Annotated in this window: 22 protein-coding genes; 14 read left to right on the plus strand and 8 right to left on the minus strand. The window is 67.5% G+C overall.

The genetic code is table 11. The annotated features are described in order from the left end of the window. The first annotated feature begins 27 nt into the window (after nt 1-27). Entirely contained in the window at nt 28-1278 is a 1251-nt protein-coding gene (locus tag VF643_RS07585) for an aspartate kinase (RefSeq protein WP_331042760.1), read from the plus strand. Between the two features lie 16 nt (nt 1279-1294). On the opposite strand, the gene VF643_RS07590 is transcribed toward VF643_RS07585, so the two are convergent. After that, nucleotides 1295-1504: a hypothetical protein gene (locus VF643_RS07590; RefSeq protein ID WP_331042761.1), complete on the minus strand. Its 210-nt coding sequence runs from the start codon at nt 1502-1504 to the stop codon at nt 1295-1297. A gap of 138 nt (nt 1505-1642) precedes the next feature. Between VF643_RS07590 and VF643_RS07595 the strand changes: the two genes are divergently transcribed. Genes VF643_RS07595 through pal form a run of 7 tightly spaced genes read left to right on the plus strand, consistent with a single transcriptional unit; the run spans nt 1643 to nt 7211 of the window. After that, nucleotides 1643-2629, plus strand: coding sequence for a nitronate monooxygenase (locus VF643_RS07595; RefSeq protein ID WP_331042803.1), 987 nt, complete (start codon nt 1643-1645; stop codon nt 2627-2629). A gap of 40 nt (nt 2630-2669) precedes the next feature. Further along, entirely contained in the window at nt 2670-3128 is a 459-nt protein-coding gene (locus VF643_RS07600) for a YbgC/FadM family acyl-CoA thioesterase (protein WP_331042762.1), read from the plus strand. 14 nt (nt 3129-3142) lie between these two features. Continuing rightward, nucleotides 3143-3817, plus strand: coding sequence for a protein TolQ (gene tolQ / locus VF643_RS07605; RefSeq protein WP_331042804.1), 675 nt, complete (start codon nt 3143-3145; stop codon nt 3815-3817). A gap of 42 nt (nt 3818-3859) precedes the next feature. Beyond that, nucleotides 3860-4300: a protein TolR gene (tolR, locus tag VF643_RS07610; RefSeq protein ID WP_331042763.1), complete on the plus strand. Its 441-nt coding sequence runs from the start codon at nt 3860-3862 to the stop codon at nt 4298-4300. A 12-nt stretch (nt 4301-4312) separates the two neighbouring features. Continuing rightward, on the plus strand, nt 4313-5284 hold the full coding sequence (locus VF643_RS07615) for a cell envelope biogenesis protein TolA (protein WP_331042764.1): 972 nt from the start codon (nt 4313-4315) through the stop codon (nt 5282-5284). Nucleotides 5285-5291: 7 nt separating this feature from the next. Further along, nucleotides 5292-6650, plus strand: a complete 1359-nt coding sequence (gene tolB, locus VF643_RS07620) for a Tol-Pal system beta propeller repeat protein TolB (protein ID WP_414713816.1) — start codon at nt 5292-5294, stop codon at nt 6648-6650. A 24-nt stretch (nt 6651-6674) separates the two neighbouring features. Beyond that, complete coding sequence (gene pal / locus VF643_RS07625; protein ID WP_331042766.1) at nt 6675-7211, plus strand: peptidoglycan-associated lipoprotein Pal; 537 nt, start codon at nt 6675-6677, stop codon at nt 7209-7211. Nucleotides 7212-7265: 54 nt separating this feature from the next. Here pal and VF643_RS07630 read toward each other — a convergent pair whose 3' ends face one another. The 4 genes from VF643_RS07630 to VF643_RS07645 form a co-directional block, all read right to left on the minus strand. Next, the gene (locus VF643_RS07630) at nt 7266-8117 is read right to left on the minus strand and encodes a S1/P1 nuclease (RefSeq protein WP_331042767.1); all 852 of its coding nucleotides are present in this window, start codon (nt 8115-8117) and stop codon (nt 7266-7268) included. A gap of 38 nt (nt 8118-8155) precedes the next feature. Then, a complete protein-coding gene (locus VF643_RS07635) occupies nt 8156-9076 on the minus strand; it encodes an isoaspartyl peptidase/L-asparaginase (protein ID WP_331042768.1) in 921 nt (306 codons plus the stop codon). A 187-nt stretch (nt 9077-9263) separates the two neighbouring features. Beyond that, complete coding sequence (locus tag VF643_RS07640) at nt 9264-10394, minus strand: acyltransferase (protein ID WP_331042769.1); 1131 nt, start codon at nt 10392-10394, stop codon at nt 9264-9266. A gap of 65 nt (nt 10395-10459) precedes the next feature. Further along, nucleotides 10460-10981 (minus strand): DUF1993 domain-containing protein, encoded by a 522-nt coding sequence (locus tag VF643_RS07645; RefSeq protein WP_331042770.1) that lies wholly within the window; start codon nt 10979-10981, stop codon nt 10460-10462. Between the two features lie 115 nt (nt 10982-11096). Between VF643_RS07645 and ispG the strand changes: the two genes are divergently transcribed. The 4 genes from ispG to VF643_RS07665 are packed head-to-tail and all read left to right on the plus strand — an operon-like array spanning nt 11097 to nt 14396. After that, nucleotides 11097-12221, plus strand: a complete 1125-nt coding sequence (ispG, locus tag VF643_RS07650) for a flavodoxin-dependent (E)-4-hydroxy-3-methylbut-2-enyl-diphosphate synthase (protein ID WP_331042771.1) — start codon at nt 11097-11099, stop codon at nt 12219-12221. Beyond that, nucleotides 12218-12976, plus strand: coding sequence for a hypothetical protein (locus VF643_RS07655; protein WP_331042772.1), 759 nt, complete (start codon nt 12218-12220; stop codon nt 12974-12976). The genes ispG and VF643_RS07655 overlap by 4 nt, the downstream gene beginning before the upstream one ends. Next, entirely contained in the window at nt 12973-13866 is an 894-nt protein-coding gene (locus VF643_RS07660; RefSeq protein ID WP_331042773.1) for a DMT family transporter, read from the plus strand. The genes VF643_RS07655 and VF643_RS07660 overlap by 4 nt, the downstream gene beginning before the upstream one ends. Beyond that, a complete protein-coding gene (locus VF643_RS07665) occupies nt 13863-14396 on the plus strand; it encodes a GNAT family N-acetyltransferase (protein WP_331042774.1) in 534 nt (177 codons plus the stop codon). Before VF643_RS07660 ends, VF643_RS07665 begins: the two co-directional genes overlap by 4 nt. Here VF643_RS07665 and ppa read toward each other — a convergent pair. The 3 genes from ppa to VF643_RS07680 are packed head-to-tail and all read right to left on the minus strand — an operon-like array spanning nt 14393 to nt 17629. After that, on the minus strand, nt 14393-14974 hold the full coding sequence (gene ppa / locus VF643_RS07670) for an inorganic diphosphatase (protein WP_331042775.1): 582 nt from the start codon (nt 14972-14974) through the stop codon (nt 14393-14395). The genes VF643_RS07665 and ppa overlap by 4 nt on opposite strands. Before the next feature lie 27 nt (nt 14975-15001). Then, complete coding sequence (locus VF643_RS07675) at nt 15002-16936, minus strand: peptidase M61 (RefSeq protein ID WP_331042776.1); 1935 nt, start codon at nt 16934-16936, stop codon at nt 15002-15004. Between the two features lie 42 nt (nt 16937-16978). Beyond that, nucleotides 16979-17629: a DUF1345 domain-containing protein gene (locus VF643_RS07680; RefSeq protein WP_331042777.1), complete on the minus strand. Its 651-nt coding sequence runs from the start codon at nt 17627-17629 to the stop codon at nt 16979-16981. A gap of 48 nt (nt 17630-17677) precedes the next feature. On the opposite strand from VF643_RS07680, the gene hisS reads away from it, so the two are divergent. Together hisS and prfA are read left to right on the plus strand one after the other, a co-directional pair. Further along, a complete protein-coding gene (gene hisS / locus VF643_RS07685) occupies nt 17678-18952 on the plus strand; it encodes a histidine--tRNA ligase (RefSeq protein ID WP_331042778.1) in 1275 nt (424 codons plus the stop codon). 37 nt (nt 18953-18989) lie between these two features. After that, nucleotides 18990-20066, plus strand: a complete 1077-nt coding sequence (gene prfA, locus VF643_RS07690) for a peptide chain release factor 1 (RefSeq protein ID WP_331042779.1) — start codon at nt 18990-18992, stop codon at nt 20064-20066. Nucleotides 20067-20100: the final 34 nt, after the last annotated feature.

The following is a 20100-nucleotide window of genomic DNA, read 5'->3' on the forward strand; positions in this document are numbered from 1 at the left end:
GCTTGGACGCGAAGGATCGACGCCGCGATGGCCCGTATCGTGATGAAGTTCGGCGGCACGTCGATGGCCGGGATCGAGCGCATCCGCAGCGTCGCCGCCCGCGTGAAGCGCGAGGTGGAGGCGGGCAACCAGGTCGCGGTCGTCGTGTCGGCGATGGCGGGGGAAACCGATCGGCTGGTCGGCTTCTGCCGCGAAGCCTCGGCGCTGTACGACCGCCGCGAATATGATGTCGTCGTGTCGGCGGGGGAGCAGATCACCAGCGGGCTGCTAGCGATTGCGCTCCAGGCGGCGGGCGTGCCCGCGCGCTCGTGGCTGGGCTGGCAATTGCCGATCAGCACGTCGGATGCCCATGCATCCGCCAGGATCGGCACGATCGACACCGCGGCGCTCGATGCGTCACTGGCGGCGGGCGAGGTGGCGGTGATCCCCGGTTTCCAGGGGCTGGCGCCGGGCGGGCGGGTGACGACGCTGGGCCGCGGCGGCTCCGACACCAGCGCGGTGGCGATGGCGGCGGCGATGAAGGCCGACCGCTGCGATATCTATACCGACGTCGATGGCGTCTACACCACCGACCCGCGCATCGTGCCGCGCGCGCGCAAGCTGGGCAAGGTGACCTACGAAGAGATGCTGGAACTCGCCAGCGTCGGTGCCAAGGTGCTCCAGACGCGGTCGGTGGGACTGGCGATGAAGGAGAAGGTGCGCGTGCGCGTGCTCTCGTCCTTTGACGACACGCATGATGCAGACGGGCACCGCGGCACGTTGATCGTGGGCGAAGAGGAAATCGACGACATGGAACGCCAGCTCATCACCGGCATCGCGCACGACAAGAACGAGGCGAAGATCACGCTGACCCAGGTGCCCGACCGGCCCGGCGCGGTCGCGTCCATCTTCGCGCCGCTGGCGGATGCCGAGATAAACGTCGACATGATCGTCCAGAACATCGCGCATTCGACCGGATCCACGGACGTGACCTTCACCGTGCCCGCCGTCGAGCTGGCACGCACGCTCGACACGCTGGAGCGCGCGCGCCCCGGCATTGGGTTCGACAAGCTGATCCACGACACCCGCGTCGCCAAGATCTCGGTCGTGGGCGTCGGCATGCGCAGCCACGCGGGCGTCGCCTCGACGATGTTCACGACGCTGGGAGAGCGCGGCATCAACGTGCTCGCGATCACCACCAGCGAGATCAAGGTCTCGGTGCTGATCCAGGAGGACTACACCGAATTGGCGGTGCGAGTGCTGCACACCGCCTACGGCCTGGACGCCGAGGAGATATAGTTCGCTCCTCCCCGCTCTAGCCTGCGTCGGGCATCGTCGCGGGTGCGGCATCGCGCTGGAGCATCGCGGCCTTCAGCTGCTTGGTTATCATCCCGCCGCTGACATGCGCGTGGACCAGTTCGAAACCCTCGCGCGACAATTGGCGGCGGATGTCGTCGATGGTGCGGCAATTTCCTGCGCGCGCAAGCTCGAACGCGCGTTCGAGGGTGGATTGGCCATTGTTCATGGCCGCGGGTCTAGCACGCGTCCGGGACGTTTGCGAAGGGGGTTGCGCATGCGCCATGCGCAGGGGCATGGCGCGGTGATGACCGACACATTTGCAGCAGTCTCACCCTCGTCCGGCACCGATCGCCTGCACCGCCGGATGGCCCGTGGCGCCGCGTTCCTGGGGTCCGAGGTCGCGGTGATGGCGGGTGCGATGTCATGGGTGTCGGAGCGCAATCTGGTTGCCGCCATGTCGAACGCCGGCGGATTCGGGGTGATCGCGTGCGGGGCGATGACGGTCGACCTGCTCGACCGCGAGATCGCCGCGACGAAGGCGCTGACGACGCGACCGTTCGGCGTCAACCTCATCACCATGCACCCCGATCTGTTCGCGCTGATCGAGGTGTGCGGGCGGCACCGGGTGGGCCATGTCGTGCTCGCCGGCGGGTTGCCGCCCAAGGGAAGCCTGGAGGCGATCAAGGGCACGGGCGCGAAGGTCATCTGCTTCGCGCCTGCGCTCAGCCTTGCCAAGAAGCTGATCCGCTCGGGGGTGGATGCGCTGGTGATCGAGGGGATGGAGGCCGGAGGGCATATCGGCCCGGTATCGACCAGCGTGCTCGCGCAGGAGATGCTGCCCGAGATCGGACCCCAAGTGCCGGTGTTCGTCGCCGGCGGCATCGGGCGCGGCGAGGCGATCGCGGGCTATCTCGACATGGGGGCGGCCGGGGTCCAGCTCGGCACGCGCTTCGTCTGTGCCACGGAGTCGATCGCGCATGCCAATTTCAAGCGCGCCTTCATCCGCGCCTCGGCGCGCGACGCCGTGGCGAGCGTCCAGCTCGACCCGCGTCTGCCCGTCATCCCGGTACGCGCGCTGAAGAACGCAGGTGGCGAGTTGTTCACCGCCAAGCAGCGCGAGGTCGCCGGGCATCTGGACGAGGGCCGCGTCGCGATGGCGGAGGCGCAATTGCAGATCGAACATTATTGGGCCGGCGCGCTGCGTCGCGCGGTGATCGACGGCGATGTCGAGCATGGCAGCGTCATGGCGGGCCAGTCGGTCGGGATGGTGACGAAGGAGGAGCCGCTGGCGGAAATCCTCGCCACGCTGATGGCCGAAGCGGCGCAGGCGCTCGACAAGCGGGCAGCCTGAGGGTTCCGTCGCGGGGCGGGTTCGGTTAACAGCCGCGGCGATGGTGGAGACCGATCAACCGGCCGGAGGGCGCTTCGTGGGCGCGGAGCATCGTTTTGCGGTGCGCGTCTATTTCGAGGATACCGACCTGTCGGGCGTGGTCTATCACGCCAACTACCTGCGCTGGATGGAACGGGCGCGGTCGGACATGTTGCGGCTTGCCGGGATCGACCAGCGCGACGTCTTCGAAAGCGGATGGGGCGCCTATGCGGTCGCCGACCTCACGATTCGCTATGCCGCGCCCGCCCGGCTCGACGACGCCGTGGTCGTCGCCAGCAATGTGGTGAGGGCGACACCCGCGCGCGTCGTCATTCAGCAACGAGTCAGCCGGGCGGACGTTGTCCTGAGCGAGGCGACCGTGACGGCGGCGCTGGTCGGTCCCGATGGCCGCCCACGGCGCCAGCCCGCGGCATGGCTCGAAATCTACGAACGCCTGATCGGCGAAGGGAAGAATGCGTGAACCCGGTTTTGAACATGGACGCCGCGACGATGTCGCCCGTCGCGCTGTTCCTCCAGGCCGACGTGGTCGTGAAGGTGGTGATGGCGGGGCTGTTGATCGCCAGCATCTGGACCTGGGCGATCATCGTCGCATCCTGGCGGCGGTTCGGGCGGACGCGCAAGGAAATGGCGCGGTTCGAGCGGGATTTCTGGAAGGCCGAGGACATCGACGCCTTCCACAAGGAAGAAGCCAGCCGCGAGCTGCCATCCGCGCGCGTGTTCGCAGCCGGGGTGGCCGAATGGCGGCGATCCACCGCGCAGGGGCATATCGACAAGGTCGGCACGCGTGAGCGGCTGTCGATCACGATGGGGGCAGCGGTCGCCAAGGAGGTCGATGCGCTGTCCGATCGGTTGAACATCCTGGCGACCGTCGGGTCGGTCGCGCCCTTCGTCGGCTTGTTCGGGACGGTGTGGGGGATCATGCGCAGCTTCACCAGCATCGCCAGCGCCCAAAACTCTTCGCTGGCCGTCGTCGCGCCGGGGATTGCGGAGGCGCTGTTCGCCACCGCGATCGGGCTGTTTGCGGCGATCCCGGCGGTGATCGCGTACAATCGCTTCAGCCATGCGGTGAACCGGATCGAAGCCAGCCTCAGCCGCTTCGCCGACGGCTTCCACGCCACGCTGTCGCGCCAGCTGGATGGGGCGCGGTGATGCGGTTCGGCGTAACCCTTCCCGGCATGCGGAAGGCCTAGCATGGCGATGCTTCCCTCGCGTTCCGCGCGCGGCCGGCGGGCGCCGATGGCGGAGATCAACGTCACGCCGCTGGTCGACGTGATGCTGGTGCTGCTCATCATCTTCATGGTCACCGCCCCGCTCCTGACCGCAGGTGTGCCGGTGAACCTGCCCGACAGCCGTGCCAAGCCGCTGGACCAGGATGCCAAGCCGACCCAGATCTCGATCGACGAACAGGGACGGCTTTTCGTCGACAAGGACGAGGTCGCCGACGACGCCCTCCCCGCACGGCTGGAGGCGCTGGCGGCAAAGGCGGGGCCGGATGGTCAGCCGCCGCAGGTGTTCCTGCGTGCCGACCGTACCTTGCCCTATGAGCGCGTCATGCGGGTGATGGGCGAACTGAACCGCGCCGGGCTGAACCGCGTCGCCCTGCTGACGACCGAGGCGCCGGGAGCGCGCTGATGGAGTTCACCGGTGGATAGGGTGGAGAAGGTCGGACTCGGCGTCGCGGTCGCGGGGCACCTCGTGCTTTTCGGCCTGCTCTCGCTCGGCTGGCGATCGCCCAGCGAGCCGCCCAAACCGCTACAGCCTCCCGTCGAGGTGAGTCTCGTCAAGGACGTCGGGCTGGAGGCGACCGCGCCGCAAGCGATCGAGCCGCCGGCACAATCGGTCGCGCCCGACCAGGGTGCGCCCGAGGAGGCCGCGCCTGCACCGCAGGAACCGGCGCCGGAGCCGGAACCCGCGCCACCTGAGCCAGCCGTGCAGCCGAAACCTCAGCCGCAGCCTAGGCCGCAACCCGCGCCCAAGCCCGCCCCCGCAGCCAAGCTAGCCCCGGCGCCAAAGCCTGTCGCAAGCCCCAGGCCCGCCCCCCGCGCCACGCCCGCTACCAAGCCCGCCGCGACCATCAGGACCACGGCCAAGCCTGCACCCGCCGCCGCGCGTACCACCGCGACGCGCACGCCTGCGGCCGCCAAGCCATCCGCGGCACGCGGCACGGGCAGCAGCGCCACCGCGACCGCTACGCGTCCGCGCGGCTCGCGGCTGGGCGACAATTTCCTCAAAGGGCTGACCAGCGATCCCTCGCCCAGCAGGTCCGAAGCGCCGCGCGCCGCCAGGATCGACGCGCGTGCGCTGGCGGGCATCCAGGACGCGATCAGCCGGCAGATTCAGCCGTGTGCCGATCGCCAGGTCGATCCCGGCCCCGGCGCGAACCGCATCGTCACCGTGCTCAACCTGCGGCTGAACGACAACGGCACGCTGGCCGCTACCCCGACGATGGTCCGCCAATCGGGCGTAGACGACGAGAACGATCGCTATGCGCGCCGTGTCGTCGATCTCGGTATCGCGGCGTTCAAGGGCTGTTCACCCTTGAAGCTGCCTGCTGAATTCTATTCGACGCCCGGTGGCGGATGGAACAACATCAACTACAAGTGGCAGCTGCGTTAGGATGCGTATGAAGACCGTTTTCGCCGTTCTCGTGCTGCTTGCCGCAGGCCCCGGGTTCGCGCAGGACGCGCCGCCCGCCGCAGATGCCGCCGCGCAGACCCCGCCGCCGCTCGAAGTGTCGGTTACGGGGGGCGTGTCGGCGCCGATGCCGATCGCGATTCCCGCCATGCCCACCGCCGCAGTGGTCGAGACGCCCGCCGGCTCCACCGAGACGCTCGGGCGGCAGCTGGCGGACATCGTCGCGAACGACCTGCGCAATTCCGGCCTCTTCACCCCGCTGGGCGCGGCGCAGCTGCGCGCCATCGCCTTTCCCGAGGTGACCGCGCCCGGCTTCGACTATTGGGGCGGCACCGGCGCGCAAGCGCTGGTCCAGGGCTTCGTCCGCGCCAACGCGGACGGCACGCTGACCGTCGGCTGCTACCTCTACGATGTTTCGGCGCGTGTCGAACTGACGCGGCAGGGCTATGTCGTGCCGCCATCGGACTGGCGCCGTGCGGGGCACAAATGCGCCGACATGGTCTATGCGCGTCTGACCGGGGAGGGCGGCTATTTCGACAGCCGCGTCGTCTATGTCTCGGAGACCGGCCCCAAGGGCAAGCGGATCAAGCGCCTGGCGATCATGGATCAGGACGGTGCCAATCACCGCATCCTAATCAATTCCACCTCGATCATCCTGACGCCGCGGTTCGCGCCCAACCAGCAGTCGATCGTCTATATGAGCTACGTCAACGATCGCCCTACCATCTACGTCTACGATCTGGGCAGCGGGCGCCAGCGCCGCGTGGTGACGACCGACAATCTCGCCTTCGCCCCGCGCTTCTCGCCCGACGGACGCTACATCCTCTTTTCGATGGCGGCCGGCGGCAACACCGACATCTACCGCGTATCCGCCGCGGGCGGCACGCCGCAGCGGCTGACCAGTTCACCGGGGATCGACACCGGCGGCAGCTATTCGCCCGACGGGTCCAGGATCGTGTTCGAAAGCGATCGGTCGGGCGGGCAGCAATTGTACGTGATGAACGCCGATGGCTCGAATCAGCAGCGGATCAGCTTCGGCGGCGGGCGTTATGCCACGCCGGTATGGAGTCCGCGCGGCGACCTGATCGCCTTCACCCGGCTGGCGGGGTCGTTCCGCATCGGCACGATGTCGCCGAGTGGCGGCGGCGAAAAGCTGCTGACGAACAGCTGGCAGGACGAAGGGCCGAGCTGGTCGCCCAACGGCCGCGTCATCACCTTCTATCGGGCAGGCAGGGGGTCGGAAGGCAAGGCCGATCTCTGGTCGGTCGACCTGACCGGGGTCAACGAGCGCCGGATTCCGACCCCCCTCGATGGATCGGACCCGGCCTGGGGACCGTTGCGCCCCTGACCATATTTTCACGGGAGAAGTTGCATGAAGACGATCACGCCGAATATCGCTGGCGTCCTGATGGCTGCCACCGCCCTGATCGCGGTCTCGGGCTGTTCCAAGAAGCGCCCCGAGACACTGCCGCCGGCTCCCCTCAATCCGGCGGCCGGCGGGCCGGAGCGGACGACATCCGCCGATCCCGTCGATGGCGCCGTGGTGCCCGGCTCCGACGCCGATTTCCGTCGCTCGGTCAGCGCGAACACGGTCAATTTCGGACTCGATCAATATGATATCGATTCCACCGCACGCGCGATCCTCGATTCGCAGGCCGAGTGGCTCGCCAAGTTCCCGGATCGGCGCATCACGCTGGAGGGGCATTGCGACGAGCGCGGCACGCGCGAATACAATCTCGCCCTCGGCGATCGGCGCGCGAATGCGGCAAAGAACTACCTCGTCGCACGTGGCGTCGACGCAGCCCGCATCTCGACGATCAGTTATGGCAAGGAACGCCCGCTTGCGCTGGGTTCCGATGACGAGAGCTACGCACAGAACCGCCGCGCGGTGACGATCGTCATCAGCTGACGACACCGGTCCTCCCCGATCGCGGGGAGGACCGACGCCCTGCGATTGCGCGCCTCAGCCGAGGGCGCGATCGAGCATCCGCGCCAATCGCAAGCCGCCACGCTGCACCTCCAGGCGGGCGACGGGCACCAGCCTTTCGATCGCTGCCGCATCGAGCATGCCGCGTGCCGGGAAAGGCGCACAGGCCCGGCCGCCGGTCGCCGCATCATAAGCGGTGCGCGCGACTTGCCAGCTTTCTCGGCTCCAGTCGGCGACACTGCCCGCGGCCAGACGGGCGCGTTCACGGGGCGCATAGCGGCGGACCAGCGTGGGTGGAGCGGAAATCGCGCGTTCGGCGAGCAGTCCGTCCCAGATCGAATGCAGGTTCAGCCGCGCCGGCGCATAGATGCCGTAAGCCATCGCAGCATCGTTGCCGCCCCTGTCGCTCTTGTCGCCCGCGTGGAGCGGCTGGTGTAGATCGCCGACGAAATGGATCAGGAAAGCCAGCGCCATCACCCGCGCGCGCTGACCGGCGTGTCGGTCTCGCAGGATCGCGGCCTGCCGCTCGATCTGCGCCGACACGCAATTCCCGTCCTTACAGGCGGGGGTCAGGTCGAAGTCCCGGCAGATGTCGGCATTCTGAAAGTGCCAATTATAGGCATAGCCGAAGCGCGAACTGCCGTCGGCGGCCTTCAGCGGCTTGATGCAATCGGCCCAGATGCTCGCCTGTTCGATCGTGCCCGCCAGGCATTCCGGGGTATCGAGCAGCGACTGGCGCGCCAGCAACCGGCGGATCGCGAGGCGGGTCGCGGGGCGGACGTTGGCCACCGCGATCTTTGCGACCGTCTCATGGCCATATTCCCAATAAGCCGAAGCGGGACTCGCGGCGGCAAGGGCCAGGACGAGGGCGAACAGGCGGAACAGCATGCCGCCCGCCTAGCGACTGGCGTGTTCTCCGCCAAGCATCACTCGTCGCCGTAGATCGCGACCCTTGGCGCGGCGGCGGAGGACGCGTGGCCGCGATACATGCCCTTGGTCGAAAACCGAGTCGCGGTGTTGCCATCGAGGGTGACGACGATGATCCCGCCGGTCCCCCCGAGCGCGACGACCTCGTCGAGCACCGCCTGCGCCGCGGTTCCGGCGTCCTCGCCCAGATGGCGTACCCGCGCCGCGATCGCATGCGCCACCCCGATGCGAAGAAACGTCTCGCCCGATCCAGTGCACGAGACCGCGCACCCTTCGTCGGCCCAGGTGCCCGCGCCGATCACCGGCGAGTCGCCGATTCGTCCCCAACGCTTGCCGGTCACTCCGCCAGTCGACGTGGCGGCGGCGACATGGCCCTGCACGTCTCTCGCCACCGCGCCGACCGTGCCGTATTTCATGTCGACGTCGAACGCCCCGGCGCCGGCGGCCTGCAACTCGGCCAATTGGCGGCGGCGCTCAGGCGTGACGAACCACGCCTCTCCCGCCTGCTCCAGGCCGTGCACCAGGGAAAAGGCGTCCGCACCTTCGCCCGCGAGAAAGACGTGCGTGCCTTCGTCCATGACCGCGCGGGCCAGCGTTACCGGATTGCGGGTGGCGGTGACTCCAGCCACTGCGCCCGCGCGCCGGTCCCCCGCCATGATCGCCGCATCGAGCGAGATATTGCCCTCCCGAGTCAGCACCGCGCCGCGCCCGGCGTTGAACGGCGGATCGTCCTCCAGCACCGCGACCGCAGCCGCCACCGCGTCCAGCGCGGTTCCATCGGCGGCCAGCACCTGCGACCCTGCCGCGAGCGCCGCCGACAGCCCGCGCCGTGCCGCGGAATCCTGCTCGGCGGTCAGCACGTCGCGGGTGATGCCACCCGCGCCGCCGTGGAGGGTGAGAGTCCAGAGAGGGTTCGTCATTGCATCGGTCCTAAAGCAGATCGACATTCAGCCGTTGGAATGGTTTGGTGTAGTTCGATCTCCGCTGTTCTCTTGGCGAAAGCAGGAGCCCAGGGTAGCAGGGCGCGTCGCCCGTGGCTCTGTTCTCCTGCTTTCGCCAAGAGAACAGATGCCGGAAGGCGAGACTCGCCTGAATGTCATGTCCGTCCTAGAGCAAGGCAGGCACCGCGGGCCGCTGTCGCTGCCTCAGCCCGATCAGCGGCCGCAGCCACGGCACCTCGCGACCGCCGAGATAGAAGGCCCAGCAGCCCGCGATCGTCGCGGCGACCAGGATCGCGAACTCGGCCCAACCGGGCAGCCCTGTGCCGAGCAGCCAGTACATCGCCACGACGATGATCGTCTGATGGATGATGTAGAAGGGAAAGACCGCTTCGGTCAGCATCGGGCGGAAGTGTGCGTCGCGGTTCCAGTGACGTTCGGCGATCCCGATCAGGGCAACGATCGTCGCCCATTGCTGCACCGCATGCGCGATGCCGTAGGGCCGAAACCCCCAGGACCAGGCCCAGGCCTTGGCATTGTAGGATAATTCGAAAGCCAGCACTCCCGCATAGCCGAGAAGCGCCAGCAGCGCGGCCGGCTTCCACAATCGCACCGCCGCGGCGAGCGCAGCCGGTGATCCGGCGAGGCCGAAGCCGAAGAGAAAGGCAGGCAGATAGGAAGCGTGGGCGATGCCGTCTCCCACCAGCGCATGCGTCTCCCCGACCATCGTGAACCACCAGGCGTGGACGCAGCCGAACCAGGCGAGAGGCAGGATCAGCAGACCCCAACTCCCAAAGAACTTGTCGAACGCAGTCTGCGCGCGCGGTATCCGCACCAGGGCCACGCCGACCGAAAGGACGAGCGTATAAATCCACAGATAGACGACGAACCAAAGATGGTTCCAGGTCGGCAGCGGCACTCCGTCGATCAGCCCGAACCGCCAGTAATCGCGTACCCAGAATGCGGCGAACCCCGCCGCATAGCCATGCCGCGTCACCAGTTCGACCCAGGGTTGTGGCGGCACGATCACGACGATGCCGAACGCCAGCGGCACCAGCAGGCGCGCGGTACGATTGCGCGCGAACTGCAAGGCGCCGGCATGCCGCGCGAGCAGCGCACGGCTGGCATAGCCGGATACGACGAACAGCAACGTCAGCCGCCACGCGTTGGTCGCCAGCATGGGCAGCGTTACCCATTGCGCGATGTGCGAAGACTTCACGTGGAAGTTCCAGGGCACGAACGCCATGCCGACGTGGTACAGGATCAGCAGCGCAAATGCGCCGATCCGAAGCCAATCCATGCCGTAATGCCGCTGCATCCCGCGGCCCTAGGGGCGAGCGGATGCGGCGGCAAGCGCCCGCCGGTTCAACGATCGAAGCGCGGTATGCCCATGAAATCGCGCTTGCCGATCGCCAATCCGCGCGACCGCAGGATCGCGTAAGCGGTCGTGGCGTGGAAATAGAAATTGGGTTGCGAGAAGGAGAGCAGGAAATTGGCGCCGGTGTAGGGCATCACGGTCTGGCCGAACGCGAACGTCGTCCTGGCCTCGGCCAGCGCATCGACTGCGCCGGGGTCGATCGCCTCCAGCCGCGCGATGGCGTCGCGGATCAGCGTATGCAGACCGGCGAAGTCGGTGGGCCAAGGCGTTCGGTCGGGTGAGAAGCTGCCGGCGCCGACGCTTTCGACCGCGCCGATCGAATGAACCGCGCAGGCTTTCACCTGATACCCCAGCGGCAGCATGTCGTCGGCGAGCCGCGCCTCGATCAGTTCGGCGGGCGCCATGCCCCGTTCGACGGCGAACGTCTCGGCCTTGTCGAGCAGCGCGTCGAGCGCGCGCAGGATCTGGAGGGTCGAGGGGATCGTGGCGTCGTAGAGGGAAAAGGTCATCGCTGGCGCTCCGGTATGGGGCATGGCCTATGCCGGACGGCCGGGACGCCCGCCAGTCTTGTTCCGTTCGCTGGTGCGCGGCGCTATAGGGCGTATCTCTTCACGAGGAATCCTCATGTCCATCCGACCATGGCGCGACATCGCGCGCCGCTCGAGCCGCCAGATCATGGTCGGCGCCGTCCCCGTCGGCGGCGATGCGCCGGTCACCGTCCAGACGATGACCAACACGCCCACCGGCGACGCCCGCGCGACGATCGACCAGATCCGCCGGTGCGAGGATGCGGGCGTGGACATCATCCGGGTGAGCTGCCCCGACGTCGAATCGACCGCGGCGCTGGGCCAGATCGTCCGCGCCGCGCGCGTGCCGATCGTCGCGGACATCCATTTCCACTATAAACGCGCGCTAGAAGCCGCGGATGCGGGCGCCGCGTGCCTCAGGATCAATCCGGGCAACATCGGTTCCTCGGCGCGGGTCGCCGAAGTCGTCCGCGCGGCCAAGGCGAACGGCTGCGCGATCCGCATCGGCGTGAACGGCGGCAGCCTGGAACGGCATCTGCTGGAGAAATACGGCGAGCCGTGCCCGGATGCGCTGGTCGAGAGCGCGATGGACCATATCAAGCTGCTCCAGGATCACGATTTCCACGAATATAAGGTCGCAGTGAAGGCATCCGACCTGTTCCTGGCGGTGGCGGCGTATCAGCAGCTTGCCGAACAGGTCGATTGCCCGCTCCATCTTGGCATCACCGAGGCGGGCGGGTTCGTCGGCGGCACCGTCAAGTCCGCGATCGGCATCGGGTCGCTGCTCTGGTTCGGGATCGGCGACACCATCCGCGTGTCGCTGTCGGCCGAGCCGGAGGAGGAGGTCCGCGTCGGCTTCGAAATCCTCAAGTCGCTCGGCATCCGCAACCGCGGCGTGCGCGTGGTGTCGTGCCCCAGCTGCTCGCGCCAGGGCTTTGACGTGATCCGCACCGTCCAGGCGCTGGAGGAACGCTTGCAGCATATCCGCACGCCGATGTCGCTCTCGGTGCTCGGCTGCGTCGTCAATGGTCCCGGCGAAGCGCGCGAAACCGACATCGGCATCACCGGCGGCGGCAACGGCAAGCACATGGTGTATCTGTCCGGCGTCACCGACCACCATGTCCAGGACGAGGGCATGATCGAGCATATCGTCCGCCTGGTGGAGGCCAAGGCGGCGGAAATCGAGGCGGTGGAGGCGGGCGCCAGGGTAGCGGCCGAATGACGGCGGATGCGCGACGGCTGATCGAGCGGGCCTGGGATGCGCGCACGCCGAAAACGCGCGCGAAACATGCGCGGGCGGCGATCGAGGCCGACCCGGACGCGCTCGACGGTTATGTCCTGCTCGGCCAGTCGCTCACCGATGCGGAGGCGGCACGTGCGCTCTATCAAGAGGGCGCGGCGCGGGGGCGGCGTATCTGGGCGACGGCGATGAAGGCGCCTGCGCGTCATCACTTCTGGCTCGATCTGGATACGAGGCCGTTCATGCGCGTCATCCATCTTCATGCGCTCGCGCTCTGGGATGCGGGTGCCCGGTCCGAGGCGATCGGCGAAGCGAAGACGCTGCTCCGCCTCAACCGCAACGACAACCAGGGTATCCGGGAACTGCTGGCCGTCTGGTATCCGGCGACTGGCGACTGGAGCGCGTTGGCCAAGCTGCTGGCGCGTTACCCGGATGATTGGTCGACCAGCCGCGCTTATGCGATGTGGCTCCTCGCCTTTCGTGACGGGTCGCCGGGCGCGGAGGCGCTGGAGAAGGCGTTGGAGATCAATCCGCACGTTCCACGCTTCCTCGCCGATCCCGAGGCACGCGTGGACGCAGATTCCGGCGATCGTCTCCCGCTGCCCGGCTATGTCGTCATGGGCTCGCCGGCCGAGGCGCAAGGCTATTCACAATTCGCCCGTGACGCATGGATTGCCGTGCCGGGGGCGATCGAACGCCTGGTGGCCGATGCCGGCGGCGCGCGGGCCGGAGATTGAGCGCCCGCGCCATCTCCCCTGCGCTCGCCTTCGGCATCGCGGCCATCGGGATCGGGCTGTTCTCTATCATGGACGCCTTCATGAAGGCGCTGGTGCTGTCGCTGGGCGTCTACAACGCGTTGTTCTGGCGAACGATGATCGGGGCGGGGTTCGGCGCGGTGGCGTGGCAGGCTGGCGGTGGCGGGGCGCCGAGCCTGCGGGCTTTCAAGCTGCATCTGGCGCGTGGGAGCGTGACCGCGGTCATGGCAACCCTGTTCTTCTGGGGCCTGGGCCGGGTGCCGATGGCGCAGGCGATCACGCTGACCTACATCGCGCCGATCCTGGCGCTGCTGCTCGGCGCGATCATCCTGCACGAACGGGTGGGACGCCGCGTGGTGTTCGCCTCGGTCGCCGCGTTCGGGGGTGTCCTCGTTCTGCTCGCGGGACAGTCCCGGATGGAACTCGGGCCGGAAGCGTTCGAGGGCGCGGTCGCGATCCTGGTGTCGGCGGTTCTGTATGCGGTCAATCTGGTCATCGCACGGGTGCAGAGCCAAGCCGCGCGTCCGGGAGAGATCGCCTTCTTTCAATCGACCATCGTCACGCTGCTGCTGGCTTGTGCGGCGCCTTGGTTTCTTGTCGTGCCCGATGCCGCGGCATGGCCGATGCTCGTCATCGGGGCCGCGCTCGGCTCGGGATCCCTTCTACTGCTCGCCTTCGCCTATGCGCACGCCGATACCGGGTTTCTTGCGACGACCGAATACACGTCCTTCCTCTACGCTGCCGTGCTGGGATTCGCGGTGTTCGGGGAGCGAGTGTCGCTGTTCACGATTCTGGGCGCTGCGTTGATCGTGGCAGCATGTCTCTACGCAGCCCGCCGCCCCGTCATCGGTCCGATCGAGGCGTCGGCATGACCATTGTTCGCGCTGCGACACCCGACGACGTTGCCATAATCCTGGGCTTCGTCCGTGACCTGGCCGCGTTCGAGCGCGAACCTCATGCGGTGGACGCAACCGAGGACATGCTGGCCGACGCGCTATTCGGCGCGCATCGGGCGGCAGAGGCCGTCATCGCCCGAGTCGACGGTGTCGAGGTGGGCTTCGCGCTGTTCTTCCACAATTTCTCGACCTGGACGGGGCGGCGCGGGCTGTATCTCGAAGATTTGTACGTCACGCCCGCAGCGAGCGGGCGCGGGGTGGGCCGGGCGCTGCTTGCGCATCTGGCGGCGCTTGCCCTCGACCGCGGCTGCGCCCGTTTCGAATGGTCGGTACTCGATTGGAATGTCGATGCCGTGCGCTTTTACCGCGGTCTGGGCGCCATCGGCATGAAGGAATGGACGGTGCAGCGGCTCACCGGCGACGCGCTGATGCGGCTGGCGGGGCGGGTCGGCCAGCCAGGCGGCTGTGACCCGCTGGCCGATGTTCGCGCCGGCCGCCTCGACTAAACGCGTCCGGCCGCTTCGTCCTGGTCGTGCGGCTCTTGCCCTGTGGCCTTGGCGGCGTCGTAGCGCGCGATCGCCTCGATCGTGATGCGCCGGGCTTCGTCGGCGTCGCCCCATTTGCCGACCCGGACCCACTTCTTCTTCTCCAAGTCCTTATAATGCGTGAAGAAATGTTCGATCTGCTCGAAGACGATCTCGGGCATGTCACCGCGCCCGCCGACGTCGGAATAATATGGAAAGACAGCATCGACCGGCACGCAGACGAGCTTTTCGTCGCCGCCGGCCTCGTCCTCCAGGTTCAGCACCGCGATCGGGCGCGCACGCACCACGCAGCCGGGAATGAAGGGCGAGCGCGCAATCACCAGCGCGTCGAGCGGATCGCCGTCGGGCGACAGCGTGTGCGGCACGAAGCCGTAATTCGCGGGATAGCGCATCGGCGTGTGCAAGATGCGATCGACGAACAGCGCGCCGCTCGCCTTGTCGAACTCGTATTTCACCGGTTCGCCGCCGGTCGGCACCTCGATGATGACGTTGAGATCCTCGGGCGGGTTGTTGCCGACCGGGATGAGATCGATGCGCATGAGAGTCCCCTGTGATGATGAAGCGCGTCAGCGCGGGCTGAGCAACCGGTCCAGGCCGCCGTCGCCGGCGCCGACCTTCTCGAAGCGCGGATAGCGGGGGCCGTCGTGGTAGTCGATGGGGACGTCGCGGAAGCGCTCTCCATTCCTTACAAGCAGCCGGATCGGCTCCTTGCGCCCCTTCGCCGCGGCGATGGCGGCGAGCAGCCGGTCGCGCGACCACGCCTGGCCGTCGATCGCCGTGATCGCGGTGCCGACGTCCACACCCGCCTTGAATGCGGGGCTGTCCCAGATCGTCGCGGTAACGACGCCGTCCTTGTCGGCGACAAGACCGATCGAATAGCTGACATCCGTGCCGCGCGCCTTCTCCGCCTGCTTGAAATACGGCGTGGGTTCGGCGGCATAGACCAGCTTGTAGCCGTTCATCGCAAAACCCTGAACCGGCGCGGGCTTCCCCGTTTCGGTCAGCCGCATCGTCAGGAAGCCGGCCCAGTCGAACGGCACGATGCGGCTCAGCGTCCCCGCGACATCGTCGAACGTATAGGTCAGTTCGCCCCAGTCGCCATCGCGCACGCCGAAGAAGGCCTTCGCGAAATCGTCGATCGACCTGGCGCCGCCCGATTTCTGGCGGAGCATCGCATCGACCTCCATCCACACCATCAGGCCTTCGTTGTAATAATCCTCCGACCGCTGCCAGCTCGTCCAGCCCTTGGGCTTGCGCGCCGAGATGACCGGATCGTTGGTGGTGTCGAGCAGGTTGCGCCAGGCGCGGGCGGGCGCGCGATCGTAGACGCCAGCGATCGCCGCCAGCGCATCGAGCGTGTCCTGCTTGGACACCAGCCCCGAGCGCGCCTGGAGCACATAGCCCCAAAACTGCGTCTGCCCTTCGTAGACCCACAAAAGCGAATCGCGCATCGGCGTGCGGAAATCGGGGGTCCACAGGTCCGCCCCGCGGCGGAACTTGCCGTCCCAGCTATGGGTGAATTCATGCGGCAGCAGGTTGCGCCGGGGGACGACGTTCGCCCAATCGGTGAAATACCCGGGCGCCGATCCGTTCTCCGAGGAGCGATGATGCTCCAGGCCGATGCCGCCCAGCTCGTCGGTCAGCGACAGCAGGAATTCGTAGCGGTCGTAATGCTGCGCGCCGAAGGTCTTCACCGCCTGATCGACCAGCCGCCGATGTGCGTCGATCTGTTCGGGGGTGGCGGCGAGATTCTCGGGCGTATCGGCGAAGACGTTGAGGTTGACCCGTGGGCTGAGCGCCCACGTCTTGCCGTAACGGCCCGCCAGGATCGGGGAATCGACCAGAACTTCGTAATTGGTCGTTTCATAGGCATAGGTGACGCCGTCGGGCGCCTGCGTCACGCGGGCCTTGAGCGCGCCCGCGGCTGTCCAGCCAGCCGGAAAGCGGGCGGTGAACTTCACCGGGATAGCCCGCGTGAAATAGCCCGCCGGATAGAGGCTGACCGAATTGGGTTGCAGGCTGACCATCGTCGGAGTGGCGACGATGCGGCCCTGGTCGGCCTTGGTGGCGGAAAGGAACTGGAACTCGACGTCGAGGCGGCGGGCACCGTTCATCGCACTCTGCGGCACGTCGATGTGGAAGGCGAAGACATCCACCATGTCGCGCGTCCACGGCAGGACACGGCCGTTCGCGCGGATGACCAGGCCCGCCAGCTTCTCGATCTCGCCACGCGGGCTGTGCGCACCGGGCAGCCATTTGGGGAACAGCAGGGTCATGCGCCCGGCCCTGGTGACGGGAACCGTCTCCTTGACCCGGAAGATGCCGCGCTCGGTATCGGTCGCGTCGACATCAACCGTCAGCGTGCCGGGGTAAGGGATATCGCGCGCCGCGGGGATGGTGTCGGCAAAGGGCGTTGGCTGCGGCGCCGAATTGCCCTGGGGCACCTGCGCTGCGGCTGTGGGCCCCAGGAAGAACGAAGCGGCCAGGAGGATGCGGATCATGGTTCAGGGCATAATCCGCGAAAAGGGCGGGCGTCCAGTGGCTTATCCTCCCAGCGCGTTTATCGTGAAGGCGACGACGCCGAGGTTGAAGACGAAGGCGGCCAAGCAGTGGCCGATCGCGACCTTGCGGATGTGGCGTGCGGTGATGTCGTTGTCCGAGGTCTGGAACGTCATGCCCAGCGTGTAGCTGAAGTAGAGGAAGTCCCAGTAATCGGGTTGCGTGCACCGGGGAAAGTCGATCCCCGCGCTGTCGCCTCCTTCTGCGTCCGGGAGATAGTAGAGGTGCGCATAGTGCAGCGCATAGATGGTGTTGGAGAACAGCCATGCGAGCACCAGCGTGGCGACGACCAGCGCGACAGCGGCGGTATCGTTGCTTCCCTGAAACTCACCCGCCACCGCGACCAGAATGACCGTCAGCGTCACCGCGCTGAACGCGAGCAGGATCGCGCGATTCGCGTCGTTCGCTTGCGAGGCGCGGCGCATCTGGTCGGCTTCGCCGCGGCGGAGCAGGGTGGCGGCGGCGATCAGGAATACGGTTGCGGCAATGTCGAACGCGGCCATCGTGCCACGCCCCGCGCCGAACGTCGGGATCGCTGCGCACAGTCCCGTCGCGAACAGGATCGCGAACAGCACGAAGCGCGGGGGCGCGATGCGGTGGCCCATGCCGGCCAGGGTCGATGGTTCTTCACGCATGCCCGAGCCTAGCGCTCGCGCGCCCGCTCCACTAGATGCCCGGCCGACATGGCCCGAATACAGACACCCCAGCGCGTCCGAGGGACGCAGGACATCTTTCGCGAGGACCAGCGACGCCACGCGCATGTGCTCGCCACGTTCGAGCGCGTGCGTGCGCTCTATTGCTTCGAGCGCGTCGACGTGCCGGTGTTCGAGGCGACGGAAGTGTTCGCGCGCTCGATCGGCGAGACGACCGACGTGGTGTCGAAGGAGATGTACACCTTCCCCGACCGCGGCGGCGATTCGCTGACGCTGCGCCCCGAATTCACCGCAGGCATCGCGCGCGCCTATCTGACCGAGGGGTGGCAGCAATATGCGCCGCTGAAACTGACGACCAGCGGCCCGGTGTTCCGCTACGAGAGGCCACAAAAGGGGCGCTTCCGGCAATTCCACCAGATTGACGCCGAGGTGATCGGCGCGGCGGAACCGGCGGCGGACGTCGAACTGCTGGTGATGGCGGACCAGTTGTTGCGCGAACTCGGCATCGAGGGGGTGACGCTCCAGCTGAACACGCTGGGCGATGCGGAGACGCGCGACGCGTGGCGCGCCGGGCTGGTGGCGCATTTCGCGGCGCATCGCGGAGACTTGTCGGAGGAGAGCCTGGTGCGGCTCGACAAGAATCCGATGCGCATCCTCGATTCGAAAGACCCGCGCGACCGGCCGGTGGCGGACGCGGCGCCGGACATCGACGCGTATCTGACGCCAGAGGCGCGCGCCTTCTTCGACGCGGTGACCGCGGGGCTGGACGCCGCCGGAGTGGCTTGGGAGCGCAACGCGCGGCTGGTGCGGGGTCTCGATTACTACCGGCACACCGCGTTCGAATTTGTCACCGACCGGCTGGGGGCGCAGGGAACGGTGCTGGCTGGCGGGCGCTACGATGGGCTGATCGGATCGCTGGGTGGGCCGGAGACGCCGGGCGTGGGCTGGGCGGCCGGGGTCGAGCGGCTGGCGATGCTGGTGGCGGAGCCGGTTGCTGCCGCAGGTTATTTGGCAGTTATTCCAGACGATGCCGACGCGCTACAGCCTGCCACCAAGCTGCTTTCCGATCTGCGCCGGGGCGGCGTGACGGCCGACATGGGGTTTCGAGGAGCGCCCAAGCGTCGGATCGAAGTCGCTCGTAAATCGGGCGCAGTGGGCGTTCTTTTCGTTCGTTCGCCGGGCGCGAGCGGCGCGGACTGCAATCTGCGCTACTTCGGTACTGACGAAGAGGGCATGTATCGCTTGAGTGACATGGTGCGTTCGGCGCTTGGATTTGAATTCCTTGTGCGGGGCATGCCAGCATGATCCGCCTCAAAATCCTCCCCGTGCCGGGGAGAAATTCATGACAACCATCTCCCCCGAACGCATCGCGCAGATCGAAGCGCGCCGTGACGAGCTGCAAGCCCTGATGGCGACTGGCGAACTGCCGTCCGAGCGTTTCGTCGCGGTATCGAAGGAATATGCCGAACTCGAACCCGTCGCCCAGGCGGCCGGGGCGGTGCGGCGGTTGCGAGCCGAGGCGAAGAGTCTCGCCTTCATGGCCGAGGATGCCGACGACGAACTGCGCCAGATGGCCGCCGAGGAGCTGCACGAGAACAAGGCCGCGCTCGATGCCGCCGACCGCAGCCTGGCGCTGGCGCTGCTGCCGCGCGATGCCGCCGACGAGCGCGCGGCGATGCTCGAAATCCGCGCGGGCACCGGAGGCGACGAGGCGGCGCTGTTCGCGGGCGATCTGTTCCGCATGTACCAGCGCTATGCCGAAAGCCGCGGCTGGCGGGTCGAGATGATCTCGGGCTCGTCGTCCGATGCGGGCGGCTTCAAGGAAGTCGTTGCCAGCGTCACCGGCCAGGGCGTGTTCGCGCGGCTGAAGTTCGAAAGCGGCGTCCACCGCGTGCAGCGCGTCCCCGCGACCGAGGCGGGCGGGCGCATCCACACCTCCGCCGCGACCGTCGCGGTGCTGCCGGAGGCGGAGGAGGTCGACGTCAAGATCGACGAGGCGCGCGACCTGCGCATCGACATCTACCGATCGTCCGGCCCCGGCGGCCAATCGGTCAACACCACCGATTCGGCGGTGCGCATCGTCCACATCCCGACCGGGCTGACGGTGATCCAGCAGGACGAGAAGTCGCAGCACAAGTACAGGGCCAAGGCGCTCAGGGTGCTGCGCACGCGGCTTTACGAACTGGAGCGCGACCGCCTTCACGCCGAACGGGCGGGCGCGCGCAAGTCGATGGTCGGATCGGGCGACCGTTCGGAGCGCATCCGCACGTATAATTTCCCGCAAGGCCGCGTCACCGACCACCGGATCAACCTGACTCTGCACCGCCTGCCCGAGATCATGGCGGGCGAGATGGACGAACTGGTCGGCGCGCTGATCGCGCAGGACGAGGCGGATCGGCTGGCGTCGCTGGATGGCTAACGTTCGATGCTCCCCGCTCCGCGGGGAGGAATTG

The organism is Sphingomonas sp. (assembly GCF_036387595.1).
In the GTDB taxonomy this organism is placed as follows: Bacteria; Pseudomonadota; Alphaproteobacteria; order Sphingomonadales; family Sphingomonadaceae; genus Sphingomonas.